We start from the raw sequence: 26,728 nt of genomic DNA, 5'->3' as shown, positions 1-26,728 counted from the left end.
AGACAGGGTTGTCGTGATCGTTCCGCAGCTTGGCGGCCTCCAACAGCGTCGCCCATTCAGCGATCCGGCGAGGCTGGAAGAAGAAGCCTTCCAGATCGAAGTCCTTCACTATGATCCGGGATCCGGGCCGAAGGCGACACGCCAGATTGCGGATCACTTGAACCGGATCGCCAAAATAGCCGATGCAATTGAACAGGAGCACGATGTCGAAGTCTGCGACCCGATCAATGAAATCCTCGAGCCTTGCCTGCTGAAGCGTCCAATTCCGGTGGGGTTGAGCGACCAGTCGGGCATGAGCGGCGTCGAGTGACATAGGATCCTGATCGACCCCTGTGACGTGCCCTGTCGGGCCGACCAGATTCAGCAGCAGCGGAATGAAAAGGCCCGGCCCGCAACAGAGGTCCAGGACGCGGGCCCCCTGGGGGATGTCCAGGCCATTGATCTCACGGGATCGGTCCGGCGACTTGGCCAGGAAGTGCGTCGTCAACCAGTCCGTCGACGCCATGTCCAGCTTTTGGAAGCTGCGCATAATCAGTAGTTATCGTTGGTCCCGGCGATGGCTCTATGCCGGCCGCGGCCCGATAGGCCGTCCGCCGTCCGCAACGGCATCCACGACGACATCTATTACGAAGCGCAGGTGGCGGTTCAGGACCCGGCGCTGATCCGAACCGACGAGCGGCGCAAGGCTGGGCTGTTCTCGCTGCACGGCGTCGCGCTGGATCCGCTGAACCAGACCGTGCGGCTGGGCCGAGACCTCGCACAGTACCGCGCCGAGATCACCACAAAGGCCTTCCGAGAGTCCCAGAAGCGCTTGCGGGCCAAGTCGATTAGATCAGGATCCGGCGGCGCGGGCGTAGGCGGCGGGCTCGTGGCGCGCCAGCAGCGCGTCGGCGATGGCCTGGCCGCAGGCCTGCGTTCCCAACGGGCCGCCCAGGTCTCGGGTTCGAAGTTCGGGGCGGGCCAGAACGGTTTCGATCGCCTCGACGATGGCGGCGGCGGCCTCGTGTTCGCCCAGATGGTCCAGCATCAGCGCCGCCGACCAGATCTGACCGACGGGATTGGCGATCCCTTGGCCGGCGATGTCGGGGGCGCTGCCGTGCACCGGCTCGAACAGGGACGGGAAGGCGCGCTCGGGATTGATGTTGCCGGCGGGGGCGATGCCGATGGTCCCCGTGCAGGCCGGTCCCAGGTCCGACAGGATGTCTCCAAACAGGTTGGAGGCGACCACGACGTCGAACCAGTCGGGATGCTGAACGAAGTGGGCCGTCAGAATGTCGATATGGTACTTGTCCCAGCGCACCTCCGGATAGGCTGGCGCCATGGCTTCGACCCGCTCATCCCAATAGGGCATGGTGATCGAGATGCCGTTCGACTTGGTGGCCGAGGTCAGGTGCTTCTTGTCCCGCCGCGCCGCCAGGTCGAACGCGTATTTCAGGATCCGGTCGACGCCCACGCGGGTCATCACCGTCTCCTGCATGACGACCTCACGTTCGGTGCCGGGGAAGATCCGGCCGCCGATCGACGAGTATTCACCCTCGGTGTTCTCGCGCACGACATAGAAGTCGATGTCGCCGGGCGCGCGGTTGGCCAGGGGGCTGGGCACGCCGGGCATCAGCTTGACCGGCCGCAGGTTCACGTACTGGTCGAACTCGCGGCGGAACTGGATCAGTGATCCCCACAGTGAGACGTGGTCGGGCACGGTCTCGGGCCAGCCGACGGCGCCGAAGAAGATGGCGTCATGGCCGCCGATCCGCGCCTTCCAGTCGTCGGGCATCATCTGCCCGTGCTCGAGATAGTATTCGCACGAGGCGAAGTCGAAATGGTCGAAGGTGAAGGCGCAGCCGAAGCGCGTGGCGACGGCGTCCAGCACGCGCAGCCCCTCGGGGACGACCTCCTTGCCGATCCCGTCACCGGGAATGACCGCAATACGGTAATGGCGCGCGTCGTTCATGCGGATCCCTCGGATGCCGGGGAGCGATGGGCGCGGGCCGATCGGTCCGCTCACCCGTCCCGGCCAGACGCCTCCGGGGTAGGCCAGCGGCGACGCGCCGGGCCAATGCGGAATTGACATGAAATGATGCCGGGCGCGAAGCCGGCCCCGGCGGGACCGACGATCAAGTCCCCAAAACCCCCTCTATGGCGCTGTTTTTACTTGAATTTCGGTCTATGCCGAACCCGACGCGCCCAGGGCGCGTCAAGTCGCCGGGAGGCTCGCCGCGCCGCGCGACGCTGCCGGCTCGGTTTGCCGCCTGGCCGGGTTCTGGCTAACCGTGGCTGACCGGCTGGTCCCTCGATCAGCGGCGGACAGCGATCTCATGCAGACGACGTTTCGTAGCCAGGACATGCTCGACCATGATGTGGTCGGCGCTCGCGCCGTCCTTTCGGGCGATGGCGTCGACCAGGCGCTCGTGACCGTCCTGCGAGGTCAGGATATAGGCTGGCGGCGTGTCGCCCAGCTGCCGCGCGCGCGGCGGGATGGCGGCCGCCAGGCTGGGGCACAGCCGGGCCGGGTCGCCCAGCACCGGATAGATCAGGGTCATCCGGATGGCGTTGCGCAGCACCCGGTTCTGGGCGGCGTGATGGATGGTCCGGTGGAAGGCGCGGTTGATCAGATACCAGTCGCGTTCGATCGCTTCGGACCAGGCGCCGGCGTCGACGATGGCGCGGCCTTGGCGCGCGACGCCAGCCAGGCGATCGACCGCCTCGGCTTCCCAGCCAAACTCCACCGACAGGCGGGCCGACTGGCCTTCCAGCCGGGCGCGAACCTCGATAGCGTCGAAGACGTCGCCGATGGTCACGGCGCGGACGGTGTAGCCGCGGTTGGCTTCGTATTCGACCAGGCCTTCGGCCGAGAGCACCGCCAGGGCGCTGCGGATGGGCGTGCGCGACACCGACAGCTCGGCCGCCAGGCCCTCGGCGCGCAGGCGCGTCCCCGGCGAGATCTGGCCGGTGACGATACGTTCGCGCAGGCTCATCAGCACGGTGTTGGTCGCAAGCTCCACCTGGGGCGGATCGCTCGGGAGGCCCAGGTTCTCGTCCAAGCCGCTCGTCTGGGTCATGCCTTCGCCTTCTCCACGGACGGCCGCGCCGGGTCGGTCCGGGTCTTCTTACACAGCCACGCCGCCGGTCGCGCAAGTCCGCGGCGTGCGATCCCCCTTTCCCCGATTCCCTTCCAATGAGAGCGCCGACCCAAACCGGCCCGGAGACCGTCTCGTGATCGATCTGCTGCTTCACCCCGCCGTCCTCGGGCTGGCGATGGTGCTCACCTTCATGACCCTGATCATGACCAAGCGGATGTCGGCGATCGCCGCGCTGCTGCTGATCCCGATCCTGTTCGGCCTCGTGGCCGGCGCCGGCCCCAAGCTGGGCGAGATGATCCTGACCGGCGTCGGGCAGGTGGCGCCCACGGCGCTGATGCTATCCTTCGCCGTGCTCTATTTCGCCATCATGATGGACGCCGGACTGTTCGATCCGCTGGTCCGCAAGGTGCTGTCGATCGTCGGCGAGGATCCGCTGCGCATCGCCATCGGGACCGCGGTCCTGGCCATGGTCGTCTCGATCGACGGGGACGGCACGACCACGGTGCTGATCGTCGTCTCGGCCATGCTGCCTGTCTATCGGCGCATCGGCATGAACCCGCTGATCCTGCTGACCCTGCTGGGCCTGTCCAATTCGCTGATGAACTATGTCCCCTGGGGCGGGCCGGCGGCGCGGGCCGCGACGGCGGTGCGGGTCGATCTGGGCCAGGTGGTGGGACCCATGCTGCTGCCGGCGGCCGTCGGCCTGATGGGCATCGTCGCCATGGCCTGGATGTTCGGTCACGCCGAGCGCCGGCGCCTCGGCGTCTCGTCGGCCGGCTTGGTCCGTGCGAGCGCTTCGGGCGCGCCCCTGGCGGTCGACGACGCCGAGGCCCAGGCCACGCGCCGTCCCAGGCTGTTCTGGTTCAATGTCGTCCTGACGGTCTGCCTGATCCTGGGCATGGTGCTGGGCCTGGCGCCGCTGCCGGTGCTGATGATGGCCGGCTTCGCCATCGCCGCGACGGTCAACTATCCGAGCGTCAAGGACCAGAAGGCGCGCATCGCCGCCCATGCCGACAATGTGGTCAATGTCGTGGTGCTGATCTTCGCGGCCGGCGCCTTCACCGGCATCTTGAACGGCACGGGCATGTCGGCGGCCATGGCCAATGCCGCGCTGTCGATCATCCCGCCGCAGATCGGTCCCTATCTGGCGCCGATCACGGCCGTGGTCAGCCTGCCCTTGACCTTCGTGATGTCCAACGACGCCTACTATTTTGGCGTGGTGCCGGTGATCGCCAACGCCGCCGCCAACTTTGGCATCGAGCCGGCGGCGATCGCCCGTGCGTCGCTGATCGGCCAGCCCGTCCATTCGATGAGCCCGCTGCTGGCGCCGATCTACCTGGCCTGCGGCTTGGTGGGCGTGGACGTCGCCGACGCCCAGCGCTTCTCGCTGAAGTGGTCGGCGCTGATCTGCCTGCTGGTGCTGAGCGTGGCCATGCTGACCGGCGCGATCCCGATCGCCGGCGCTGGCTGATCGAAGATCCGCATCGAACGATGCGCCCGGCGGGCGCGCAAAGTCGCGCCGGCGGGCGGTATATGATCGTGGTCCCTCGGGACCGCCTCGATGCAACTTGTCGAGCTAGCCTGGCGGCTTGGAACGGCGGTCGGCGGCCTGTCCTCTTGCATGGGACGCGCCGAGGGCGGCTCGACCCGGGCGCATCGTCACCCTCGGTGCGCCCGGTCTCTTCGCTGGCGACCTAGCCCTGATCGCCCGCGAGATCCTGCTCGGCCCGCGCCTTGAGCCGCGCCCAGAAGGCCTCGGCCGCCGCGTTCTGGCGGGCTCTGGGACGGAACAGGCGGATGTCGATCGGCACGTCCCACTGGGCCTCGCCCGCCCGCACCAGGACGCCGCGCTCGAGGTCGCCGGCGATCAGGCTGACCGGCAGCCAGGCCAGGCCCTTTCCCGCCCGCGCCATGGCCGCCAGCACGGTGGCCACGTGCGAGGTGAATCCCGGGGCGAGCCACATCGACGGGCCCTCCAGCGCGTGGGTCGAGGCCAGGATGCGCCCCATGCCCGAAACCTCCGTGAAGGCCAGATAGGGCACGGGGGCGCCCATCTGACCGGGCAGAGCGAAGCGCGGCTGCGTCGGATCGTCGAGGGCTGGCGCGCTCACCGGGATCAGGATGTCGCGCCCGATGTCGATCGAGGTGAAATAGTTCGGCTTGAACGACACCGGCGTCGACGGGTGGTGATGGCACAGCAGGAACTGAGCCTGGCCCTGCAGCATCATCCGCTCGCAGCCGGCCATGTTGTCGGTCACCAGGCTGACGGCCGAACTGAGCGGCTGCTCGGCCTCGATCGCCTCCAGCCATTGCGGAAAGAAGGTGATCGACAAGGCGTGGGTCGAGGCGAAGCGCACCGTCGATACGAAGCCTTCGGCGACCGCGCGGGTCTGCTCGCGGCCCAGATAGAGCCGGCGCAGAAGGTCCTCGGCGGTGGGCCGCCACTGCTCGCCCGCCGGCGTCAGGGCGACGCGGTGGGTGTCGCGGTTGAAAAGGGGGGCGCCCAGCCAGTTCTCCAGCAGGCGCACGCGGCGGCTGAAGGCGGGCTGGGAAACGTTACGCGCCTCGGCCGCGCGTCCGAAATGCTGATGCTCGACCAGGGCCAGGAAATCTTCGAGCCAATCGAGCTCCATGCACACGCTCTTTTCCGGTCGCTCAACGGCCGGGGCGACCGTCGGCCACGACACATTCGGGGGCGGGGTCATCACCGTCAAGGACGGCGACGACCGAGCGGGCGGCGACCATGTTCGTGCGGTCCAGGCCTTCGCGCGAGGAGGCGCCGGAATGGGGGGCGCCCACGACATTGGGCAGGGCCAGCAGGGCCTGGGAGATCGGCTTGTAGGCCGGGTCGCTCTCGCTGACGAAGACGTCGAGCCCCGCGCCGCCCAGCCGTCCGGCGCGCAGGGCGTCCAGCAGGTGGGCGTCCTCCACGAGGCCGCCGCGCGCGGTGTTGATCAGGATGGCGCCGGGCCGCATCGACTCGATGGCCGAGCCGTCGATCATGAACCTGGTCGCCGGGGTCAGCGGCGCATGCAGGGTGACATAGTCGCTGCGGGCCAGCAGCTCGGGCAGGTCGACATACTGAACCCCGGCCGCGGCGGCATAGGCCTCGTCTGGACGCGGGGTGTGGACCAGCACCCTGCAGTCGAAGCCCGACAGCCGCTTGACGACACTCTTGCCGATCCGGCCCAGGCCCACGACGCCGACGGTCTTCTCGCAGAGGTCCGAGCCCATCAGGATCGACCAGTCGCCGTCCAGCATACGGTGTTGGGACTCGCGAAAGCGCCGCCCGACCGCCAGCATCAGGCCGATCACATGGTCGGCGACCGAGGCGTCGTTGCCGCCGGCCGCGATGGCGACGACGCGGCCCAGATCGCGGGCGGCGTCGAGGTCGACCCGCTCGTAGCCGACGCCGCGGCGCGACACGATCTGCAGCTCGGGCAGCGCCTGCAGGAGCTCGCGCGTCACTCGCGCGTGGCCGACGATCCAGCCGGCCGCGCCGTCTAGCATCTCGACCAGCTGGTCGTGGCTCAAGTCGCCGTCGGCCTTGCCCGCCGGCAGCGAGGCGATCACCACCTCGCAGCCATGGGCCCGCAGATAGGCCTGGGTGCGATCGTCGAAAAAGCGTTGGGTGACGACGACCTTGCGGGGACGGGGCATGGCTCTGGATCTCCTACGGGCAGGCCGCGTCAAGGGAAGCAGCGCTCCGCGCCGGCGCCAGCCCCGTATCACGCATCATTCAATCGAAACTACGCAACACGACGGGCCCGGTCGTCTGGTTACTCAAGGGGGCGACCCGCCAAGTGTCTGCGGCGGCGTGAGATGAAGGACCCGACGATGCTCGGACGGATGCAGGACTGGCCGCTGACGGTCGACAAGATCCTCGACCATGCCAACACCTGGCACGGCGCCCGCGAGATCGTGACCCGTTCGGTCGAGGGGCCGATCGTGCGCAGCGCCTACGGCCAGTTGCACGCCCGCGCCAAGCAGGTCACCAGTGCGCTGCGCGACTGGGGCGTCGAGCCCGGCGACCGAGTCGCCACCCTGGCCTGGAACACCGCCCGGCACATGGAGGTCTGGTACGGGGCGATGGGCATGGGCGCGGTGTGCCATACGCTCAATCCACGCCTGTTCCCCGCGCAGCTGGTCTACATCATCAACCACGCGGGCGACCGCATCCTGTTCGCCGACCTGACCTTCGTCCCCCTGCTGAAGGCCGTGCTGCCTCGGTGCCCGACCGTCGAGCGCGTGGTCCTTCTCAGCGACGCCGACACCGTGGCCGGCGCCGGCCTGGATGGCGCCCTGGCCTATGAGGCGCTGCTGCAGCAGGCGAGGGGGCCGTCGCACTGGGGCGGCTTCGACGAGCGCACGGCCTGCGCTCTCTGCTACACCTCGGGCACGACGGGCGACCCCAAGGGCGTGCTCTATTCGCATCGCTCCAACTTCCTGCACACGCTGATGGGCCTGCAGAGCACGGTTCTGGGCGCGGATCCGAGCGCGGTGATCCTGCCCATCGTCCCGATGTTCCACGCCAACGCCTGGGGCATCGCCTTCGCCGCGCCGGCGGCGGGCGCCAAGCTGGTCATGCCCGGCGCGCGCATGGACGGCGCGGCGATCCACGAGCTGATCGAGACCGAGGGCGTGACCTTCTCCGGGGCCGTGCCAACCGTCTGGCAGGGGCTGCTGACACACCTGCGCGACAACAATCTTGGCCTGTCGACCCTCAAGCGCGTGGTGATCGGCGGTTCGGCCGTGCCCGAAAGCCTGATCCGCGCCTTCCACGACGAGTTCGGCGTCGAGGTGGTGCAGGGCTGGGGCATGACCGAGACCTCGCCGATCGGCACGCTGTCCAACGCCCGGCCCGAGATCAGCGCGCTCAGCTTCGACGAGCAGATCAAATGGCGCGCCAAGCAGGGGACGCCGCCCTTGGGCGTCGAGCTGACGGTCAAGGACGCGGCCGGCGCGGTCCAGCCGGCCGACGGCCGTTCGCAAGGCCGGCTGATGGTGCGCGGCCCCGGCGTGGCGGCGGGCTATTTCGGCCAGGCAGGCGATGTCCTGGATCCCGACGGCTATTTCGACACCGGCGACATCGCCACCATCGATCCGCAAGGCTTCCTGCAGATCACCGACCGGGCCAAGGACGTCATCAAGTCCGGCGGCGAGTGGATCAGCTCCGTCGAGATCGAGTCGATCGCCGCGGGCCACCCCGATGCGGAACTGACCGCGGTCGTCGGCGTGCCGCATCCGCGCTGGGACGAGCGCCCGCTGCTGATCGTCAAGCTGCGACCGGGCGCCGAGCCGGACGCCGGCTCCCACCTGGCCTTCCTGGCGGGCAAGATCGCGCGATGGTGGATGCCTGACGCGGTGCGGTTCGTCGACGACATCCCGCTGGGGCCGACCGGGAAGGTCGACAAGAAGCGGTTGCGCGAAGACCTCCTCGAAATCACCGCGTGATCGGTCTTCAGTTTTGCATCCAAAAATACAATATTCTGAATTCAATGAGGGAGGAGCGCCGGAATGCCGAGCGGCCCGATTAAGATCATCGTCCCCTGCGGTTCGCTGGGCGCGGGCGTGGTGGAAGAAGAAGTCCAGCGCGGCGTCGCCTTGGGGGCTCACGCCATCGCCTCCGACGCGGGGTCGACCGACAGCGGCGCGGCCTATCTGGCGCTGGGCATGTCCAAGAACAATCGCGGCTCGGTGAAGCGCGACCTGAAGATCCTGATGAAGGCCGGCGCCGAGGCGGGCATCCCGGTCATCATCGGCACCAGCGGCCAGGCGGGCGGCGATCTGAACGTCGATTGGACGCGCGACATCGCCGTCGAGATCGCCGGCGAGCTGGGCATCACGCCCAAGATCGCCTTGCTGTATTCCGAGCAGGACAAGGCTGTCCTCAAGGCCAAGAACGCCGCCGGCAAGATCACGGCCCTGGCGCCGCTGGGCCCGCTGGACGACGCGACGATTGACAGCTGCGATCACATCGTCGCGGCCCTGGGTCCCGAGCCCTACATCGCCGCCCTGCAAGCGGGCGCCGACGTCATCCTGGGCGGCCGCACGACCGACACGGCGGTGATCGCCAGCTTCGCCCTGCTGCACGGCGCGCCCCAGGGAGCATCCTGGCACGCGGGCAAGGTCTCCGAATGCGGCTCGCAATGCTCGGTTCATCGCGATCGCGGGGCCGGGGTGTTGCTGACCATCGACCAGGACGGCTTCGAGATCGAAACCCTGGCGCTGAACAACCAGTGCACGCCCCACAGCGTCTCGGCCCACATGCTGTACGAGAACAGCGACCCGTTCCGCCTGACCGAGCCGGGCGGCGTGCTGGACGTGACGGATGCGGTCTACGCCTCGACCGACGATCGCACGGTCAGGGTCACCGGTTCGGTCTGGGATCCCAAGCCCTACACGATGAAGCTCGAGGGGGCCGCGGGCGGCCGCTACCAGACCCTGATGCTGGTCGGCATCCAGGATCCGGACGTCCTGGCGCGTGTCGACGCGTTCCATGACAAGATGCTGGCCGCCCTCTATGACCGCGCCCGCAAGTCGCTGGGCCCCGAGGCCGGCGACTTCCACATCTCGCTGCGCATGTATGGCTGGAACGCGGTGTCGGGCGACAAGCCGCCGCCCGGGACGCCGGCTCCGCGCGAGCTGGGCGTGCTGTTCGTCGCCACGGCCGACACCCAGGAACTGGCCACCCAGATCGCCAAGGCCTGCAACGCCTACTTCTTCCACTACCCGATCTCGATGGACAAGGAGCTGCCCAGCTACGGCTTCGCCTTCACCCCGGCCGACGTCGAGCGCGGCCAGGTCTACGAGTTCAAGCTGAACCACGTCGTCCATGTCGACGACCCCATGGAGCTGGTCCGCACCGCTTGGGTCGACCTGCGCAAAGAGGAGGCCGCGTAATGGCGACCGTCAGGCAAGTCTGCCACCACGTGCGCTCCAAGAACGCCGGGCCCTATTGGGTGACCCTGGACCTGTTCTTCGACGGGCCCGAGACCTTCGAGAAGTACGGCCAGAGCCCGGCGCTGGGTCCGGACACGATCCAGCGGCTGTTCGGCGCCGATCCGGCGCTGGTCAAGCGCTTCGCCGTGCCCAGCCTCAACGTGGTCAAGATCTCGTACGCCCGGGCCGCGCCCCAGGGCGGCGAGGTCGAGCGCGACATGCACTGCGGCCAGCAATATGTGCGGCTGCTCGACGTTCAACTGGACTGAGGAGACGGCCATGAACGCTCACGCCCTGAAGACCGAAGCCTCGGACTACAGCGCCCTTGAGGCTACTGTCCGCATCGATCTGGCCGCCGCCTACCGGCTGGTGGCGCTGTTTGGCTGGGACGATCTGGTGTTCACCCACATCTCGGCCCGCGTGCCGGGTCCCGAGCACCACTTCCTGATCAATCCGTTCGGCTGGATGTTCGAGGAGATCACCGCCTCGTCTCTGGTCAAGGTCGACCTGCATGGCAATGTGGTCGGCGAGACCACGGAGATGGTCAATCCCGCGGGCTTCACCATCCACTCGGCGGTGCACGAGGCCCGGCCCGACGCGGGCTGCGTGATGCACCTGCACACGGTGGCGGGCACGGCCGTGTCCTCGCAGGAGGCGGGGCTGTTGCCGCTGAACCAGACCGCGATGCTGCTGAACGGCAAGGTCGCCTATCACGACTTCGAAGGCGTGGCCCTGGACCATGACGAACGCCCCAGGCTGGTGGCGGACCTCGGCGACAAGAGCGCCATGATCCTGCGCAACCACGGCACCCTGGTCGCCGGCGCCTCGGTCGCCGAGGCCTTCACGACCATGTATTTCCTGGAGCGCGCCTGCGAGATGCAAGTGGCGGCCCAGGGCGGCGGTCCGCTGCGGATCCCGGACGACCACGTCCAGGGCGTCGTCGAGGAGCAGTCGCAAGGCCTGAGCGTGGTGGCCAACGGGCTGGTGTGGCCGGGCCTGCTGCGGCGTCTCAAGCGCCTCAACCCCGGCTACGACGCCTGATGGCGTCAATCGGGTGCGCGTGGCGTCGGTGATGCGGTCGGCTGTGAAGCGGGCGGATGTCCAGTGGGTGCTGCTGGTCGCCATCACCGCCGTGCTCGTGGTCGTTTTGAAGGCCATGCACGCGCCCGCGGCCCTGCTTTTGGGACCCCTGGTGGTCGGTATCATCTTCGGGGTCTCCGGCGCGACGATCCGGCCGCCGCCGGCCTCGCGCGTGGTCAGTTCGACACTGATCGGCTGCCTGGTCGCGGTGGCCATGGGGTCGGCCATGGGGCCAGAGCTGCTGGGGCGCCTGCCGGCCTTTCTCTACATCGGGGCGACGACCCTGGGCTTTAGCCTGGGGCTGGGCTGGCTGCTGTCGCGGGCTGGCTGGTTCGGCGGCTCCACGGCCGTCTGGGGACTTTCGCCGGGCGGCGCGGCCGGCATGATCGCCCTGGCCCAGGAGACCGGCGCCGATGCGCGGATCGTCGCCCTGATGCAGTATTTCCGGGTGCTGCTGGTGGCCAGTTCGGCGATCGGCCTGGCCCACTTGGCCGCGCCGCTGCCGACGGGGCATCCGCATGCCCAGAGCTGGCTTCCGCCGCTCGACCCACTGGGCCTGCTGGGCGCTTTGGTCCTGTGCGTGGCCGGCGGCCTGCTGGCCAAGGCGCTGAAATTTCCGGCCGGCGTGTTCCTGATCCCGGGCCTGGCCGGGGCGGCGCTGCTGGCGACCGGCTGGTTCCGCCTGCAGGTCCCGCCGGTCCTGGCCGCCCTGGCCTATGCAGTGGTTGGCTGGACGATCGGACTCAGCTTCACCCGGCCGACCCTGCTGCACAGCGCCCGGGCCCTGCCCAGGATCCTCGGTGCGGCCCTGCTGCTGATCGCCCTCTGCGGCGTTTCGGGCCTGGTCATCAGCCTGGCCTGCGGCGTCGACCTGCTGACCGGCTATCTGGCGACCAGTCCCGGTGGCGTCGATTCCATCCTGATCATCGCCGCCTCCACCCCCGTCGACCTGCCGTTCATCCTGTCGGCGCAGGTCATCCGGATCATTCTGGTGCTGCTGGTCGGGCCCTATGCCGCCCAGTACCTGGCCAGGCGCGCGGCGGCGCCCGACGCCCCTTAAGCTTCATCGAGACATGCCGGTGCCCGATCCTCAATCCGACCTGCGTCAGATGTTCGACGCCGCCGTGGCGGCGGCCGATCCGCATCTTTGCCTGCCGCCGCATCTGCCGCCGGTCCCGGCGGGGCGCACCGTCGTGGTCGGCGCGGGCAAGGCCGCCGCGGCCATGGCGGCCGCGCTGGAGACCCACTGGCCCGGACCGCTGAGCGGCCTGGTCATCACCCGCTATGGCCATGCGGCGGCGACCCGCACGATCGAGGTGCTGGAAGCGGCTCACCCGACGCCGGATCTCAACGGCGTGGAGGCCACGGCCCGCTTGCTGACCAGCCTGGACGGTCTGACGGCCGACGACCTGGTGATCTGCCTGCTGTCGGGTGGCGGCTCGGCCTTGCTGACCGCGCCGCCGCCGGGCGTCTCGCTGGAGGACAAGCGGTCGGTGGTCAGCGCCCTGCTGCGCAGCGGCGCGCCGATCGCGCAGATCAATGCGGTGCGCCGGCGCCTGTCGCGGGTCAAGGGCGGGCGATTGCGTCAGGCCGCCGGCCCGGCCCGCGTCCTCACCCTGGCCATCTCCGACGCGCCCGGCGACGACCCGGCCACGATCGCCTCCGGGCCTACCGTGGCTGACCCGACCGCCAGCGGCGACGCCCTGGCGATCCTCCAGCGCTATGGCGTGGACGTATCGCCGGCCGCCCGCGCCTGGCTGGCCGACCCGGCGAGCCAGGGCCCCCAGCTTCCGGCGGCGCGCCCGGACGACTATCGGCTGATCGCCACGCCGGCCCTGTCGCTGGAGGCCGCCGCGCGTGTCGCCACGGACCTGGGCTATCAGCCCGTCGTCCTGGGCGACGCGATCGAGGGCGAGGCGCGGGACCTCGCCCGGCGCCACGCGGCGATGGCGCTGAACCTGGCGGGAGGGCTCAGTCGAGACGGTAAGCCCATCGTGCTGATCTCCGGCGGCGAGACCACGGTCACCGTGGTCGGCTCGGGACGGGGAGGGCGCAACACCGAGTACCTTCTGGCGCTGGGCGTCGCCCTGGACGGCGCGGCGGGCATCCATGCCTTGGCCGCCGACACCGACGGAATCGACGGCGTCGAGGACAATGCCGGCGCGATCCTCGCCCCCGACAGCCTGGCGCGCGCGGCGGCGGCCGGTGTCTTGGCGACCGCGCGCCTGGCCGACAACGACGCCTACGGGTTCTTCGGCGCGATCGACGGCCTGGTCTTCACCGGACCGACGCGGACCAACGTCAACGACTTCCGCGCGATCATCCTGACGCCCAGGACGTCCTAGGGCGGAGCATCAAGGGGTTTCATCGGGCAAATCATTCCATTCGCTCTTTGCATCACGGCCGCCGGGTCGCGCGGGTTAAGGACTTCACAAGCACCCCGGAAAACGGGGGCGGGAGGAAAACATGCAGGTTGGAATTCGACGCGCATCCCTATGCGCAGGAGTCGCCCTCGGTGTTCTCGCGAGCGCGCCGGCTTTGGCCCAGGACGCCGCGCCCGCGCCGGCCGCCGCCCAGGCGGATGTTCTCGAGGAAGTCCTCGTCACCGCCCAGCGCCGCAGCGAGCGGTTGCAGGACGTGCCCGTGACCGTCACCGCCTTCGGGGCCGATCAGATCGAGAGCGCTCACATCATCGGCGTCCAGGACGTGATCACGCGCACGCCTGGCCTCAGCTTCGACGCCTTCCCCGCTAGCGAGCCGCGGTTGTTCATCCGCGGCATCGGCTCGTCGGATCGCGGTTCGGCCGGCGATCCCAGCGCCGCGGTCTTCCTCGACGAGGTCTATCTGGGCCGCCCGTCCGCTATCGCCTTCGACGCCTTCGACATCGAGCGCATCGAGGTGCTGAAGGGGCCGCAGGGCACCCTCTACGGCCGCAACGTGGTCGGCGGCGCCATCAACGTCATCACCAAGGCGCCCGAACTTTCGGACTTCTCCGGCGCGCTGGAAGGCACGCTGGGCAACTATGATCGTCGCGAAGTCGCCGGCATGGTCAATGTCCCGTTCGCCCAGAACCTGGCGGCGCTGCGGCTCAGCGGCAGCGTGCGCAAGCACGACGGTTACACGACCAGCACGGTGACGGGCGGCGATCTGGAGCGCGGCGACACCCGCAGCGCCCGCGCCCAGCTGCTGGTCGAGCCGAACGACGACTTGCGCATTCACCTGACGGCCGACAGCACGACCGATCGCGGCACGGGCCCGGCCAACCACGTGCTGTTCACCAGCCGCCCGGACCGCTATCCGCTGTCGCTAGATCCCAAGAAGAGCCTGGCCACCCTGGACGGCCGCCAGGACCGCGACACCTACGGCCTGCGCGCCGAGGTCAGCTGGTCTATGCCCTTCGCGACCCTCAGCTATCTGGGCTCGCACCGACAGGTCGACTACGAGTCCTACTACGACTTCGACGGTTCGAACGGCACGCGCGGCATCGAAGGCGGCGACCTGGAAGACAGCCGGCTGACCAGCAACGAGCTGCGGCTGCTCTCGCCCAAGGACAGCAAGGCGACCTGGGTGGTCGGCGTCTACACCTACAACGCCAAGACCGACCGGATCACGACCAACAACACCCTCAACTTCGCCGGCCGCGAGCGGGTCGTTCAGAACGCCAAGCTCGACAGCTACGCGGTCTATGGCGACGTCACCTATCCGCTGAGCGAGCGCCTCAATGTCAGCGCCGGGGTGCGCTACACCAAGGACAAGAAGGACTATCACATCGTCAATCAGGGGCCGCAGCAGTTCCAGACGGTGTTCCCGCTGGACGCGCGCGCCAAGGCCAGCTTCGACGCGGTGACCTGGCGCCTGGCCGCCGACTATCACTTGCGCCCCAATCACATGGCCTATCTGACGATCTCGCGCGGCTTCAAGAGCGGCGGCTTCCAGGACGCGCCCAGCTCGCAGCTGGCCGCCGTCACGCCCTTCAGCCCCGAATACGCCACCCAGTACGAGTTTGGCCTCAAGCAGCAGTTCTTCGATCGCGCCCTGACCTGGAACAATTCGATCTACCTGATCGACTACACCGACCTGCAGACCGGCCAGACGGTCGGCCTGACCAAGATCACCAACAATGCGGGCAAGGCCACGATCAAGGGCTGGGAGACCGCCCTGGCCTGGCGGATCGGCGGCGGCTTCGACCTGGCGCTGAACTACGCCTATACCGACGCGACCTTCGACGACTTCGCCACGGTCGACGACAACAACGCCCCGATCAACCTGGCGGGCAACCGGCTGAGCCGCACGCCGCGCAACAAGGTCACCGTGGCGCCCAGCTACACCTTCGACTTCGCCAATGGCGGGCAGTTCAAGGCGACGGCCGAGTATCGCTACGAAAGCCTGATCTATGACGACAACAACAACCAAGAGCCGGAGATCAGACAGCCTTCCGAGTTCGTGGACGCCAACGCCGGCTACACCAGCCCGGATGGGACCTGGACCTTCTCGGTGTGGGGCAAGAACCTGACGGACGAGCGCAGCCGCACGCTGCAGGTGCTGTTCAACTCGACCTTCTTCGTCGCCTACAACGCGCCCCGCACCTATGGCGCGACCCTGCGGTGGAACTTCTAGACCCGTCGACCGCGCCGATGCTGGCGGATCCGGGCGACCGGATCCGCTTGTCCGTGACCCCTTTCCAAGGACATGCGATGCCGATCCCAAGACGCCAGGCCGCGTTCGTCGCCGCGCTGTTCATGCTGGTGCTGATCGGCCTTGGAGCGCTTCGCCCAGAGGTCGCCGCCGCGGGCCAACTGCCGACCGGGACGGTCGCTGGCGACATGGACCTCTCGCCCTTCTATCGGTGGACCTCGCATCTGCCCGGTAAGTCCGGCGCGCTGCTGCGCCAAGAGCCGATGCCGAGCCAACCGGACATCACCGCCGCGTCGAAGGCCCTGCGTATTCTCTACACGTCAGAGGATGCGCGCTGGGGTTCGGGTCAGGTCCCGGTCAGTGGCGTTCTCTACATCCCCAAAGGCAAGCCCCCCGCCGGCGGCTGGCCGATCCTAGCCTGGGCGCACGGCACCCTGGGCATCGCCGACGCCTGCGCGCCGTCCTGGACCGGCTTTCGGGCGCGAGACGCGGTCTACATCAACCGTTGGCTCCAGGCCGGGTTCGCCGTGGTGCTTACCGACTATCAGGGGCTCGGCGGTCCTGGACCGCATCCCTACCTCTATTGGCAGGCCGAAGGGCGGTCGGTGCTGGACTCGATCCGCGCCGCGCGCGCCGGCCGCACGAAGCTGATCGCCAACAAGGTGCTGATCGCCGGGCAGTCGCAAGGCTCTGGCGCGGCCCTTGGGGCGGCCAGACTGTCTCGGGGCTACGCGCCCGAACTCAACGTCGTCGGCGTGGTGGCCACGGGCGTCGTCAGCACCTTCCCGGACGGGCCTGTCGCGCTGCCGGTCCGCAACTCGGCCAACATGTTCCTCAGCTTCGTGTCGGGCGGGCTGCGCGATGACGCGCCGCCGATCGAGGAGCTGCTCAGCCCACAGGGCAAGGACCTGCTGCAGGCGGCGCGCCAGGCTTGCACCAAGGAGATCGGGCTTGTCGCCCGGCGCCTGAAGGTGGCCAGCCTCGCGGACTCGCTCTCGATCTCCTTGGACGAACTCGCCGCGATCCGGATCCCGGTCACCGACATGCCCAGCGAGCGGCTCGGCCTGCCCGTGATGGTCGGCACGGGTCTCGCCGACGCCACCACGCCGCCGCTGCGGCAGTATGGCGCCGTGGCGGCGCTGTGCGCGGCGGGCGACAAGGTCTACTGGCGCCGTTACGAGGGCCTGGGCCACGACGGCGCCATGCACGGCGCGTTCGATGACGCCCTCACCTTCGCGCGCACGCGCCTGCGTGGAGGCCTCCTGTCTTCGTCCTGCTCTGACCTGTCGCCGCCCGGTCCGCCCGGCGTGCGCGATCCCAAGGCGCCCTTCAACGACGATTGATGTCCTATCGCGCTTAAGGCGCGCGTCGCGCGCCGACACTGGGTGTGCGATGCGTCTGCTGCTCGATGCCACGCCGTCATGGCCAATCCATCTCCAAAGCGCCCGTCAACGGCGAACGCCGCCTCGATGCCAAGGTCCAGGACGGCCCGAACTGTGCTTTCTGATCTCACACTCTGGTCGGTGGACCGTTCTTTGAGATCGGTCGAACGCCGCCTGCCTGAGACCTAAGGTCGGTAACGGGCGCAACGCCGCCGTGGAAGTCGCCGTCGGTTCTCGATTGTGGATCGCCGCCGACCGCGGCGACCAGCCAACGCGGCGTAGACCATCCTCGTCGCCCTTCATCTCGGCGAAGCCAAGACCCCACTGGCAACGCGCCCCTCAGAGATCTGCCCAACGACGCATGGGCGAAACCCCATTGGTGAGCAGACCTTCCGACGAGCCGGGGAGGGTGGAGACGGCCTTCGCAGGCCTGCGCCGCGGCAGGAAACCGGCATCGTCCCAGGCGGGCGCGCGCAAAATCCATGACATCGGAAATCAAGCCAGCCACGCGGGAGGTGCTGATCTCCATCTGGCTGAGAATCCACCCGCTCTTCGGGCCGGCCGGATCCTTGCGGAAAAGGCGCACGCCCCCCTCAATGGCGGCAAGAGGGTTACGCAGGTCGTGGCCAAGGACGGCGATGAACTGTTCGCGCAGTTCTGAGTCAGCCCGCTCATCAAGAGGGGCTCAACGAGAACGCTGCAGGGCGCCGCATAGCGGCAACCCGAAAGCTTGGAAGCGCGCGGCCTGTCAGAAGGCGAGCGAACTTAACTGAGGGCGCTCAACTTCTGTTTGCGTGGATTTACAATCTATGGCGTCATTCGCAATGGGTACTTCCACCCGTTGAGGACTACGCATGAAGCGCTTCGCTCACGTCTCGCTGATAGCTGTTCTGGCCCTTGCCTCGATCCCCTCGGTTTCGAACGCGGGTCCGCGTTTCTACCGAGAAACCATCTACTACAGCACGGTATATGTTCCGGGGACGTCGCCGTTCCCCGATGGAGGTCCAACGCCTTGGGGATCGGACCAAAGAATAGCGGTGGGCTGGGACCGCTACTATTGCGACGGGAGCGTGCGGTCGTTCGGACAGCAGACGGGCGATTACGAGGACTACGAGACCGGCACTGTTTGCGACTGAGTTCGCTGGGGGCCCGTCGACGATGGCGGGCCTCACTTCATAGGGGCCTGGTTACGAGCCGAGGCCCTGGCGACGAGGATCCCTAACGGCAGCCGGCCGCCGATGTTCCCCCGCTGGGCGGCCGGCGCCGAGGGCGGCGCATAGAGGAGCGCCGCATTCAGCGGCGGTCAAAACGACTTCGCTGAACGCGGGTCCCTGAACCCGTGTGGTCTAGCCGTAAGGTCGGTCGTCACCAGGATCGACCGGCGGCGCGATGGGCGGCGTTTCAGCTGGGGCGCCGGGATCATCGATCTCTGGCGGAGCGCCGCCAGGGTCAATCTCCGGCGTTGTCGGTTCGATAGGCGGCGGAGCGGTCGGGTCGGTCATGTCATTGCCTCGGGTTGACATAGAGCAACGCGCCCGGCGCCAGGATGCTCCCCCACCTCAAGCACCGCGCTGGGCGGGGCTGAATGGAGGTAGGCGAGGCGGTCGGGCCCAAATAAAAGCCTCACCGGTTAGGGTGGGGCTGGTCGTATCGGCTAACCGCCGAAGATGAAGTCGGCTTTGAAGTAGCCCTTGGTGGGATCGAGGATGTCGATTGCGAACGGCCCCGAGCCGTCTGCCAGGTCGGTCAGCCAGGCAGCGTTGCTGCGGGCCATGACGCCGACGTCGGCCTTCTCGGCCTCGGCCAGCAACCAGCCGACCATGGCCGCCTTCGTGCCGATCCCGTTCTGCCCGTCGCCGCCATAGCTCGCGAAATAGTCGATGCGGGTGTCGATCAGGGCATGGAGCTTGGCGTCGCTGGGCGTGCCGCCGAAGATCGCCGTATAGGCCTTCTTGGTTGCGTCGAACAAGGACAGCGCCCCGTACTCGGCCGTGAACTTGGCATTGCCCTCGCCCACCTTGCCCAGATTGACCGCGAAGTTGATGTAGCGGTTCTCGAGGTTGAACGACTGGTAGTAGCCGCTGTTGAGATTGTTGATGTTCGGGCCGGCCGGCGAGATCAGGAAGTCCACGCCGCCCTGGCTGGGGACTTTTCCGATGAAGAACTGGTAGCTCATCGACGCCACGGACGTTGTGGCATCGGCAGCGTCGACGATAGCCTTGGTTATCTGATCGTCCGACAACTGACCTGCTTGCCACTGTGTCAGTAGGCTCTGTGAGAAGGCCGCGTTCGCGCTGTTTGAGGGTTGTCTCAGGATGTTGAGGATCCGCGCCGAGACTTCCTCGGCCGATGGCGCCGACGCGAAAACGATGGTCTCGACGTTGCTGAGATGATCTACGCCGTCGGGTGACCCCGCGCGCAGGTCGGTCACGGTGATTGTGCCGTCGCCATTTTTGACGACCTGATAGTCCTTCATCGTTCCCGCGTACCGAACCCTGTCAGTGCCAGCTCCGCCGTCGATGATGTCATCGCCTGCACCGCCATCGAGGAGATCGTCGCCGCTACCACCGTCTAGCTTGTCGTTGCCGACGCCGCCGAAAAGGACGTCATCGCCATTGGCGCCCGATAGTGTATCGGCTCCCGCTCCACCGCGGAGGTCATTGTTCGCATCATTGCCGAGGATGGAGTCGTCACCGGAGCCCGCGAGAACGCTCTCGATGATTGTCCCGAAGGCGATACCGACGTTGTTGCTCCACTGATAGCCGTACTTGGCGAAGTGGGACGAATCGAATGTCGCCTCAAAATCGTGCGCTGTCGCGGGGATCAATGCTGCCCAGTATGCCTTCTGATCAGCCGCGGAGAAATAATCGATGCTGCTGTATGCTCCCGGCCTCAGGTCTATGATCGAGCCGCGCATGTGAGTAGAGAGATCGATCGTATCGATCCCGCCAGCGTCATAAATGGTCTCGAAGTAGGCTTTGTCTGGACTCCAGGTGTAGGTGGTATTTCCAGCCGCCGTTGATGGATTTGAACCGTAAAGGGCCTGAAGCGCTAAGATGTCATAGACCATAGGGCCGTTATAGCCAACTATCTCAAGGTTTCGGCTGTAACCCGAAGATTCGGCTGACGTGGCATAGCTGTAATGTACTTGATCTATGGCCGTGTTGTTGGACATCATCGAAAAGCGCGTGGTGCTCATGTAGCCAAATGGCAGTGCGTTCGAGCCCTCATGAATATGCTGCAAGCCGAGAGCGAAGCCCAAGTCATGGAGGAGGGACTCGAAGGACTGAGCGCCGTCTACCCAGCCAGGCGAAAAGGTGAAATCGCTCCAGGCTGACCGCAGCCATATGTCGCCAGCGTTGGTCGCCGCTGATCCGCCAGCGGGTGGATTGTATACGTGGCCACTACCATCGGAAAACGCGACCCGGATCTGACCTGGTTGGGTTAGGTCATCGGTCTCAACTATGGGCGTATTGATGACGCGGGCGATCGACGCCACCGCAGTTCTGAAATTGGCAGCCTGCGTCGCGTTTAAGACCCCATAGTGAGCGGACTCGGGCTCGGAAGAGCCATAGGACGGCCAAGTGCTGCCGAGCTTGGGAATGCTGAACGTGATAGTAGGCGTGGTCCAGTATTTGTTAGGATTGAGAATGGCGGCCAATATCTCGGCCTTCGTCGGCTCAGGAAGCATTCTCAACCTCGGATCGTCACCACAACCTTGGGACCAGTATTAGGCCATAAAGGCTGAGGCAATGGGTTGGCTTCAGGAAGCGTCGCAAGCGGCACTAGGCGCAGCCCAAGGCGATTGACAAGTATGGCCAACAGCCGGAGAAAACTTCCGTAAGTTCAAACAGCGCAGGTGCGCTGGCAGTCAGGCCGGTCCGGGCGCGGAAGAGACGATGCAGATGTCCTTGCAATCAGCGCGTTGACGCCGTCGTAATGCTGTTGGTTCGCTGCGGATCGCGTTCGCCGTGCGCCTGATAGGCTGATGTCCGCTTGCTGGCTATGCGCCGTCCACACATGGCGCCGCCCCGCCCAGCGCAATCCCCCTTCAATGCGGATCGGCCAGCCAGTCCTCGCAACGAAGACCATCGACGCGCTGGAACTCCGCCAGGTCGCCCGTCACAACGACAAGCCCGCGTGAGCGGGCATGACCCGCGATTAGGAGATCATAGCCGCCGATTGGGCGCCCCTGCCGCTCCAACGCCGCCCGGATATCGGCGGCGTGATCCGCCGCTGCCTCGTCAAACGCCAGCACCTCGAGCTTGGCCGCGAAGCGTTCGACCTCGCGGCGATTATGTTCTGGCCGGACGGATTTCGCCGCGCCATGCAGCAGCTCCGTCAGGACCACGGTGGACATGCAGAGCGCCTCGGCGTTGGCGTTGAAGCGTTCCCGAAGGCCCTGGGGTCGATCTCTGAGCACTCGGATGCAGAGATTGGTATCCAGCAGGTAACGCAGCACTACAAGGCTTCTCGCGCCTGGAGCGTGGGTTGATCGCGCGCTTCAAGGTCCACGCCGGGAGCGTCGAAAAAGTCGTCCCAAACCGCATCGGACGGGACGATAACCCGCCGATTGCCCTCGCGCAGCACGGTCACGGATTTAACGCCGTCGGGAAAGGCGACATCCTTGGGCAGGCGAACCGCCTGCGTACGGTTGGACTGAAAAAGGTTCGTCTTCGACATGACCGCCTCGAGGATATACATCATGTATATCCCCCTTGCCGCGTCCAGTCGAGCCACGATCTAGGCGTTGGTCATTTTCCAAGCTTAGCGAAAGGCCAGTCAACGCCGCCTTTCTGGAGGCGAGCCAACGTCCGGAGATGGCGCTGCGCTGCCACTTCAGCCGAAACGCTGGCAGAATTCAGCAGCGAGCGTCGATCTATTCAGCTGATGGACGGATTGCCGCTCAACCGCTTGCGCCGCCTCGCTGTCGGAGATCGTCACGAATAACGTCACAGCTTCGAGCGCCTGCGTCCGCTCTGCCCGCAGATGGGCCAACGCGTCGATCATCGCCTGGATGAGATGGTGGAAGTAGACGGCGAAATCATTCTCCGAAGCGGCGCTCGCCGCAGTGAGGTCGCGATTGATATCCGCGAAAAGGTCGTCCCCGAAACCTTCGTATCCCCATTCGGCGGGCGCCCAGCGCAGATAGGCCGCGTAGTCCGGACTCATGTTCTCGATCTTGGCCTCCGAGGCGTGCTTGTCGGCGTAGCTTTCCTCGGTATTGGCGCAGAAGCCGACGCTCATGGCGTCATCCGCTGTCTGAAGACAGATCGCATAGAGGTGTCGCCCTTCAAGCACGGAGCTCAACATGTCAACGGCCCCGACCGCCGCCGCGCGAAGCTCTCCTGTTATTGCGATCCAATCCACGCCGGCTCCCTTTCGGTCCAGGGAGGCTAACATCCAAGTTCCCGCCGACAAGCGATCTCCCAAGTGGCGAAGGGGAGGGGCTGAGATGGTCTCCCTATCCTAGGTGCTGAACGTCCTGTTCCTGGCGGTGCGACAGCGGCAGAAACAGGCACTACCCGGTCGGCAATGCGGACCTGCGGATTGGCAGGGAAGGGTGGATCGCGGACATTGGCGCGGTGTGCTCAAGCTCGTAGCCTGCGACGATGAGCAGCTCGCCCCTCCTTGCCGCCCTTCCAGACTATCTCGTTGCCGCTGTAGAGGTGATTGGCGGGAATGCATCGTGGCCGCTCAGCTCGATAGCGCTTGTGATAGAGGCTTACCGGGACGCGGGCATGATCAATCGGGGCGGCGACCTTCAGATCATTCGAGACGGTTGCGCTTGGGAGTCGCCGAACATCGGCGTCTGGATTTTCAATGGCGAGCTGACCGGACCAGAAAATGGGTTGGTCAACGAAGCGGCTGATCTGGCGTTGGCGAAGCTAGCCGCACTGGATCGCGAGGCCCTGCGCGAAGATGTTGTTGCCGGCTGTCCGTTTCTTACGGAGACAGCCTTAGCGATCGATCTGTCCATCCTTCGCATGACCTGGCGCGCTGAGCTGTCTCTGCCGCGAGATGACGTCGCGAGCGCCGGCTGAGGGTGGGGAGCAGTCATTGTGACCGGATCAGAAAACCGACATACGTTGGCCCGATGAAGTACTTTGTTTGGCGGAATGGCGCCGACGGAGTCAGGGTCGATGTCGGGCCTTATTCGCTCGCCAACGCGATAGAGATCGCGCTCGACCAGCAGCAGCGTGGCAATTTCCTCTACCTCACCGACGACACTGGAAAGCGCCTGACACTCGCAGCGGCGCAGCGATTGAAGGCAAGCACAGGCCCCAAAGGGGCCTGACCGACTCCCGTGGGCGGCCCGCACTGGACCTTCCCGGCGTCGCATATGGGTCGGCAACGGAAATGAGCGCCCTGACCGGCACCGGACATTGAAGTCACGGCGCCGGCGCCGCTCTTTCGTCTCGCCTAAGGTCCGCTTGTCGGCGCGGTGTCAATTTCGGGTCCCGACCCATAGCGGACGCTCAGGAGCGTAGAGAGGAGAGCCACTCCCGCGCGAAATTCTCCTGATTTAGAACCGATGACGGGATTACGTCGGGACCTTCGTCGAAGATTCCTACCAGATCTGACGCCGGGGTTCCGGCTTCGATCTTGTAGGCCTTCAGACCACGGCCCATGTCCCGCGCCGTCGCGGAGGGCCAGACCTTGAGACTGGCTCCGTAGCAGAATGGAATGAGCCCCCGGGGCTCCAACACACGCCGGCGAAGCGTGCGGAATGCATCGAAGAAGTCGGGACCTTCAGCATGGTGCGTCTCACCCCGGACAGTGCACGTCAAACGGCAACTTGCTCCCAAGTCAGCCGCCGTTAGAGAAACCGTTTCGTCGTCATCTCCCCCGACGACAAATATTGAAACCTGATCCATCAGCGGCCTCCCGGATGAGGAGGATATCCATACTAGGAGAGGTGAAGGGAATAGCTCGTGCTTCGCCCGCCGGCGGCGTCCTTGACCAGAACGCCACGATTGACGAGATCGTCGATGTCCCGCCCAGCGGTATCCTGAGAACACTTGGCGATAAGAGCCCATTTTGACGAGGTGAGCTTGCCTTCGAACCCGGTGAAAAGGCGCTGAAGCATTGTGCGCTGGCGCTCGTTAAAGGGCTCGCCAGCATGACTTTCCCAGAAGCGCGCGGCGGTCAGCACCGTCGCCAAGGTGGCCTCGGCGCCATCGAAGGCACGATCTAGACAACCCAGGAACCAGGCAACCCATCGGGTGATATCCGTGCCGCCCTTCTGCGTTGCCTCCAGGGTGTCGTAGTAATCTTTCCGTTCCAAGCGGATCTGCGATGACATGCTGTAGAAGCGCTGAGAGCTTCTATCCGAGCGCGCCAAGGCCATGTCAGCGATCGCCCTGGCAATCCGTCCATTGCCATCTTCGAAAGGATGGATGGTGACAAACCAGAGGTGAGCCAGGGCCGCCTTGATCACCGGATCATCGCCAGTTTCGCGATTAAACCAGTCCAAAAAGGCGCGCATTTCGCCAGCCATCCGGTCAGCGGCTGGCGCTTCGTAGTGGACTTTCTCGCGCCCGATCGGCCCCGAAATCACTTGCATCGGCCCCGCCTTTTCGTCGCGCCAGGCGCCGATGACGATCTTGCTAAGGCCGCTGTAGCCAGTCGGAAAGAGCGAGGCATGCCAACCGAAAAGTCGTTCTTCGTTCAGCGGTTGGTCAAACCTTTGAGTGGCGTCGAGCATCATCTCAACCATGCCTTCGACGTGGCGATCAGCAGGCGTAAGCGCTCCTATATCGATCCCAAGGCGCCGCGCGATCGATGAACGAACTTGCGCCCTATTGAGGATTTCGCCCTCGATTTCGCTCGACTTCAGAACATCTTCGGTCAAGGTCCGGAGCGCGGCCTCATCCCGCAACGGAAAGCCCAGCGCGTCCATCCGTCCGAGCAATCGACCCTGGCGATGGCGCACGTGGACAAGCTGGTCAGCCAGTTCGACCTTGTTCCATTCGAGGTCCGGCCAGCCGTCACGATCGTATATATAGAGTACCATCTTCCTCTGCTTTCAGCCGGAGCTTGAAGGCAGGCCACGCAGAGCACAAGCCAAATCTCCGCATAGATTGCGGAGAATGCTGCCTCCAATCTCCGCACTCTTGGGCGCCGGCCAACCGATCCGCCATCTCGCCATGCTCAATTGCACCAATAGACGCCAAGCCCAGAGGCTGCGTCCTGGTGAAGCTGCGTGCCAGCGACGTGGCGCCGGAGACGCTGCTCGGTAGGCAACGGCAACGCGAAGGCGGCTCCCGTGTCGGTTTGCGTGACGGTCGCGTGAGGCCGATCGCATAGGTGGGAAACCTGCGGCTTGCTCAAGCTTTTAGGGACTGCCCGAACCGCTGCTGCGAGGATCCGATGAAGTTGCTTTCCTTGACACTGGCGATGCTTCTTCTGCCTGTCTCAAGCCATAGCGCTGGTCAGGCGGTCGACCTGGAAAAACAGTACTCGCCCGAATACGCTCGGTGCCTACGGGCCGGGGAGGCGGCCAAAGGCGTTTCAGTCGCCATGGCGGCTTGCATCAATGCCGAATACGTCAAGCAGGACCAGCGCCTGAATGCGGCCTACGCCGCGGCGATGGCCAAGCGCTCGCCGCAGGCTCGCGAAGCCTTGCGCGTCGAGCAGCGCGCCTGGATCAAGCGCCGCGACGCCTCATGCGAGGAAGGCCTGAGCGGCGGGACGATCGACATGGTCGAGCGTCCTGGCTGCCGCATGGCCATGACGGTGACCCGGACCCTGGAGCTCGAGGCGGCGGCCCGGCCAGACAAGGCGGCGGGGGCCGCGAGCATTGGCGTCTCAGAGGCGCGCGCGTTTCCGCACGCCGAGGGCGTGGTCGACCTGCTGATCATCGGGCCAGCGGCGCGGACGCTCTACGACCGCTTGCCTGGCCGAGGCGCGGCCAATGCCTGCGGCGCGGCGGGTCTGCACAAAGGCGACGGTAAGATGGTTTGTACGAAGCTCAACGCCGACTACAGCTGCCACGTCTGGCTCGACGCGCCCAAACAGAGCCTGGCGGATCCGGAAGAGGACGATTGCTGATGCCTGTCAGCCGTGGCCGCGAGCACCAGTCGCGGAGTTGTTACAAAAGCACTGCGTCGCGCTCCTGAGCAAGGCCAAACCCGTCCGATGATCGCCAGCGGCGAAGGCGCGACGCTCGAGGGGCGCATCGCCGCGATCATCGAGGCGGCCGATGAAGCCGCCGCCAAGATCGCCGAGGCGCGGGCAGGGCCTGTGCCAACGGAAGGCTTAGGCGTTGAGCGCCCGGAGGTCACAGCGTTGAAGGCCTTCGCCCAACGGGCAAGGGCTTGCGCGAACTCCACCTCGAAAGACCTTACGCATGGGCTTTCTCGGCGCGCTGGATAATCCCGCTCAACGCGGCCCGACGACGGATAGGCCTCCAGGTCGATGTCGTCGCAGGCCCGGCGCTGGCGTTCTGCCAAGGCGCGAATCCATCCACAGTCTTTGAGTCCCTGCTTCAAACGCGAAGGGAGCTATTGATGAACGCCTTGGCCCGTATCGCAGGCCACGAGCCAGAGCCAGAGCCCGTGATCAATGTGGCTCCGCACAACATGGAAGCCGAGCAGGCGCTGCTCG

The 26,728-nt window shown here is 66.3% G+C and carries 24 protein-coding genes; 13 read left to right on the top strand and 11 right to left on the bottom strand.

Translation table 11 applies throughout. The annotated features are described in order from the left end of the window. The 3 genes from J7528_RS22735 to J7528_RS22725 form a co-directional block, all read right to left on the bottom strand. The coding region (locus tag J7528_RS22735; RefSeq protein WP_291879362.1) for a class I SAM-dependent methyltransferase at positions 1 to 529 on the bottom strand (529 nt) is incomplete at its 3' end. 303 nt (positions 530 to 832) lie between these two features. Then, positions 833 to 1,951 carry a tartrate dehydrogenase gene (locus J7528_RS22730; RefSeq protein ID WP_291879359.1) on the bottom strand — a complete coding sequence of 373 codons (1,119 nt, stop codon included), beginning with the start codon at positions 1,949 to 1,951 and terminating at the stop codon, positions 833 to 835. Between the two features lie 343 nt (positions 1,952 to 2,294). Then, positions 2,295 to 3,059 (bottom strand): GntR family transcriptional regulator, encoded by a 765-nt coding sequence (locus J7528_RS22725; RefSeq protein WP_291879356.1) that lies wholly within the window; start codon positions 3,057 to 3,059, stop codon positions 2,295 to 2,297. 154 nt (positions 3,060 to 3,213) lie between these two features. Between J7528_RS22725 and J7528_RS22720 the strand changes: the two genes are divergently transcribed. Beyond that, the gene (locus J7528_RS22720) at positions 3,214 to 4,551 is read left to right on the top strand and encodes a citrate:proton symporter (protein ID WP_291879353.1); all 1,338 of its coding nucleotides are present in this window, start codon (positions 3,214 to 3,216) and stop codon (positions 4,549 to 4,551) included. A gap of 223 nt (positions 4,552 to 4,774) precedes the next feature. Here J7528_RS22720 and J7528_RS22715 read toward each other — a convergent pair whose 3' ends face one another. Both J7528_RS22715 and J7528_RS22710 read right to left on the bottom strand, forming a co-directional pair. After that, positions 4,775 to 5,713: a LysR family transcriptional regulator gene (locus J7528_RS22715; RefSeq protein ID WP_291879351.1), complete on the bottom strand. Its 939-nt coding sequence runs from the start codon at positions 5,711 to 5,713 to the stop codon at positions 4,775 to 4,777. Positions 5,714 to 5,735: 22 nt separating this feature from the next. Continuing rightward, positions 5,736 to 6,740, bottom strand: a complete 1,005-nt coding sequence (locus tag J7528_RS22710; protein ID WP_291879349.1) for a phosphoglycerate dehydrogenase — start codon at positions 6,738 to 6,740, stop codon at positions 5,736 to 5,738. A 177-nt stretch (positions 6,741 to 6,917) separates the two neighbouring features. Here J7528_RS22710 and J7528_RS22705 point away from each other — a divergent pair, with 177 nt between their 5' ends. The 8 genes from J7528_RS22705 to J7528_RS22670 all read left to right on the top strand — a co-directional run bounded on the left by J7528_RS22705 (position 6,918) and on the right by J7528_RS22670 (position 17,080). Next, complete coding sequence (locus J7528_RS22705; RefSeq protein ID WP_291879365.1) at positions 6,918 to 8,534, top strand: long-chain-fatty-acid--CoA ligase; 1,617 nt, start codon at positions 6,918 to 6,920, stop codon at positions 8,532 to 8,534. Positions 8,535 to 8,597: 63 nt separating this feature from the next. Beyond that, a complete protein-coding gene (locus J7528_RS22700; RefSeq protein WP_291879345.1) occupies positions 8,598 to 9,983 on the top strand; it encodes an acyclic terpene utilization AtuA family protein in 1,386 nt (461 codons plus the stop codon). Further along, the gene (locus J7528_RS22695; protein ID WP_291879342.1) at positions 9,983 to 10,291 is read left to right on the top strand and encodes a DUF4387 domain-containing protein; all 309 of its coding nucleotides are present in this window, start codon (positions 9,983 to 9,985) and stop codon (positions 10,289 to 10,291) included. The genes J7528_RS22700 and J7528_RS22695 overlap by 1 nt, the downstream gene beginning before the upstream one ends. Positions 10,292 to 10,301: 10 nt before the next feature. Further along, the gene (locus tag J7528_RS22690) at positions 10,302 to 11,063 is read left to right on the top strand and encodes a class II aldolase/adducin family protein (RefSeq protein WP_291879340.1); all 762 of its coding nucleotides are present in this window, start codon (positions 10,302 to 10,304) and stop codon (positions 11,061 to 11,063) included. 31 nt (positions 11,064 to 11,094) lie between these two features. After that, positions 11,095 to 12,162 (top strand): AbrB family transcriptional regulator, encoded by a 1,068-nt coding sequence (locus J7528_RS22685; protein WP_291879337.1) that lies wholly within the window; start codon positions 11,095 to 11,097, stop codon positions 12,160 to 12,162. Positions 12,163 to 12,181: 19 nt separating this feature from the next. After that, positions 12,182 to 13,447: a glycerate kinase gene (locus tag J7528_RS22680; RefSeq protein WP_291879335.1), complete on the top strand. Its 1,266-nt coding sequence runs from the start codon at positions 12,182 to 12,184 to the stop codon at positions 13,445 to 13,447. Between the two features lie 193 nt (positions 13,448 to 13,640). After that, entirely contained in the window at positions 13,641 to 15,719 is a 2,079-nt protein-coding gene (locus tag J7528_RS22675) for a TonB-dependent receptor (RefSeq protein ID WP_291879332.1), read from the top strand. A 77-nt stretch (positions 15,720 to 15,796) separates the two neighbouring features. After that, positions 15,797 to 17,080 (top strand): lipase family protein, encoded by a 1,284-nt coding sequence (locus J7528_RS22670; protein WP_291879331.1) that lies wholly within the window; start codon positions 15,797 to 15,799, stop codon positions 17,078 to 17,080. 166 nt (positions 17,081 to 17,246) lie between these two features. Here the strand turns inward: J7528_RS22670 and J7528_RS25640 are convergent, their stop codons facing one another. From J7528_RS25640 to J7528_RS22645, 5 genes are all read right to left on the bottom strand, one after another. Next, positions 17,247 to 17,717: a hypothetical protein gene (locus tag J7528_RS25640; RefSeq protein ID WP_363270425.1), complete on the bottom strand. Its 471-nt coding sequence runs from the start codon at positions 17,715 to 17,717 to the stop codon at positions 17,247 to 17,249. 1,056 nt (positions 17,718 to 18,773) lie between these two features. Continuing rightward, positions 18,774 to 20,810 carry a M10 family metallopeptidase C-terminal domain-containing protein gene (locus J7528_RS22660; RefSeq protein ID WP_291879326.1) on the bottom strand — a complete coding sequence of 679 codons (2,037 nt, stop codon included), beginning with the start codon at positions 20,808 to 20,810 and terminating at the stop codon, positions 18,774 to 18,776. 360 nt (positions 20,811 to 21,170) lie between these two features. After that, positions 21,171 to 21,581: a tRNA(fMet)-specific endonuclease VapC gene (gene vapC / locus J7528_RS22655; RefSeq protein WP_291879325.1), complete on the bottom strand. Its 411-nt coding sequence runs from the start codon at positions 21,579 to 21,581 to the stop codon at positions 21,171 to 21,173. Continuing rightward, a complete protein-coding gene (vapB, locus tag J7528_RS22650) occupies positions 21,581 to 21,826 on the bottom strand; it encodes a type II toxin-antitoxin system VapB family antitoxin (protein WP_291879324.1) in 246 nt (81 codons plus the stop codon). The genes vapC and vapB overlap by 1 nt, the downstream gene beginning before the upstream one ends. Positions 21,827 to 21,958: 132 nt before the next feature. Continuing rightward, the gene (locus tag J7528_RS22645; RefSeq protein WP_291879321.1) at positions 21,959 to 22,522 is read right to left on the bottom strand and encodes a DUF4303 domain-containing protein; all 564 of its coding nucleotides are present in this window, start codon (positions 22,520 to 22,522) and stop codon (positions 21,959 to 21,961) included. A 209-nt stretch (positions 22,523 to 22,731) separates the two neighbouring features. On the opposite strand from J7528_RS22645, the gene J7528_RS22640 reads away from it, so the two are divergent. Both J7528_RS22640 and J7528_RS22635 read left to right on the top strand, forming a co-directional pair. Then, positions 22,732 to 23,163 carry a hypothetical protein gene (locus J7528_RS22640; RefSeq protein ID WP_291879319.1) on the top strand — a complete coding sequence of 144 codons (432 nt, stop codon included), beginning with the start codon at positions 22,732 to 22,734 and terminating at the stop codon, positions 23,161 to 23,163. Between the two features lie 53 nt (positions 23,164 to 23,216). Then, entirely contained in the window at positions 23,217 to 23,417 is a 201-nt protein-coding gene (locus J7528_RS22635) for a hypothetical protein (RefSeq protein WP_291879316.1), read from the top strand. Positions 23,418 to 24,029: 612 nt separating this feature from the next. On the opposite strand, the gene J7528_RS22630 is transcribed toward J7528_RS22635, so the two are convergent. Beyond that, the gene (locus tag J7528_RS22630) at positions 24,030 to 25,136 is read right to left on the bottom strand and encodes a Fic family protein (protein ID WP_291879314.1); all 1,107 of its coding nucleotides are present in this window, start codon (positions 25,134 to 25,136) and stop codon (positions 24,030 to 24,032) included. Between the two features lie 356 nt (positions 25,137 to 25,492). On the opposite strand from J7528_RS22630, the gene J7528_RS22625 reads away from it, so the two are divergent. Together J7528_RS22625 and J7528_RS22620 are read left to right on the top strand one after the other, a co-directional pair. Beyond that, on the top strand, positions 25,493 to 26,173 hold the full coding sequence (locus tag J7528_RS22625; RefSeq protein WP_363270417.1) for a lysozyme inhibitor LprI family protein: 681 nt from the start codon (positions 25,493 to 25,495) through the stop codon (positions 26,171 to 26,173). Positions 26,174 to 26,260: 87 nt separating this feature from the next. Then, entirely contained in the window at positions 26,261 to 26,497 is a 237-nt protein-coding gene (locus J7528_RS22620) for a hypothetical protein (RefSeq protein ID WP_291879310.1), read from the top strand. Positions 26,498 to 26,728 lie beyond the last annotated feature (231 nt).

Source organism: Caulobacter sp., from assembly GCF_017744445.1.
Classification (GTDB): domain Bacteria; phylum Pseudomonadota; class Alphaproteobacteria; order Caulobacterales; family Caulobacteraceae; genus Caulobacter.
The sequence above is the reverse complement of the archived record's forward strand: the minus strand, read 5'-3'. Positions and strand labels throughout refer to the sequence as shown.

Coding starts and splice junctions, on each gene's coding strand:
- J7528_RS22730 (WP_291879359.1), bottom strand. CDS start 1,951: ATGAACGACGCGCGCCATTACCGTATTGCGGTCATTCCCGGTGACGGG.
- J7528_RS22725 (WP_291879356.1), bottom strand. CDS start 3,059: ATGACCCAGACGAGCGGCTTGGACGAGAACCTGGGCCTCCCGAGCGAT.
- J7528_RS22715 (WP_291879351.1), bottom strand. CDS start 5,713: ATGGAGCTCGATTGGCTCGAAGATTTCCTGGCCCTGGTCGAGCATCAG.
- J7528_RS22710 (WP_291879349.1), bottom strand. CDS start 6,740: ATGCCCCGTCCCCGCAAGGTCGTCGTCACCCAACGCTTTTTCGACGAT.
- J7528_RS22705 (WP_291879365.1), top strand. CDS start 6,918: ATGCTCGGACGGATGCAGGACTGGCCGCTGACGGTCGACAAGATCCTC.
- J7528_RS22700 (WP_291879345.1), top strand. CDS start 8,598: ATGCCGAGCGGCCCGATTAAGATCATCGTCCCCTGCGGTTCGCTGGGC.
- J7528_RS22695 (WP_291879342.1), top strand. CDS start 9,983: ATGGCGACCGTCAGGCAAGTCTGCCACCACGTGCGCTCCAAGAACGCC.
- J7528_RS22690 (WP_291879340.1), top strand. CDS start 10,302: ATGAACGCTCACGCCCTGAAGACCGAAGCCTCGGACTACAGCGCCCTT.
- J7528_RS22685 (WP_291879337.1), top strand. CDS start 11,095: ATGCGGTCGGCTGTGAAGCGGGCGGATGTCCAGTGGGTGCTGCTGGTC.
- J7528_RS22670 (WP_291879331.1), top strand. CDS start 15,797: ATGCCGATCCCAAGACGCCAGGCCGCGTTCGTCGCCGCGCTGTTCATG.
- J7528_RS22660 (WP_291879326.1), bottom strand. CDS start 20,810: ATGCTTCCTGAGCCGACGAAGGCCGAGATATTGGCCGCCATTCTCAAT.
- vapB (WP_291879324.1), bottom strand. CDS start 21,826: ATGATGTATATCCTCGAGGCGGTCATGTCGAAGACGAACCTTTTTCAG.
- J7528_RS22645 (WP_291879321.1), bottom strand. CDS start 22,522: ATGTTAGCCTCCCTGGACCGAAAGGGAGCCGGCGTGGATTGGATCGCA.
- J7528_RS22640 (WP_291879319.1), top strand. CDS start 22,732: ATGAGCAGCTCGCCCCTCCTTGCCGCCCTTCCAGACTATCTCGTTGCC.
- J7528_RS22635 (WP_291879316.1), top strand. CDS start 23,217: ATGAAGTACTTTGTTTGGCGGAATGGCGCCGACGGAGTCAGGGTCGAT.
- J7528_RS22630 (WP_291879314.1), bottom strand. CDS start 25,136: ATGGTACTCTATATATACGATCGTGACGGCTGGCCGGACCTCGAATGG.
- J7528_RS22625 (WP_363270417.1), top strand. CDS start 25,493: ATGAAGTTGCTTTCCTTGACACTGGCGATGCTTCTTCTGCCTGTCTCA.
- J7528_RS22620 (WP_291879310.1), top strand. CDS start 26,261: ATGATCGCCAGCGGCGAAGGCGCGACGCTCGAGGGGCGCATCGCCGCG.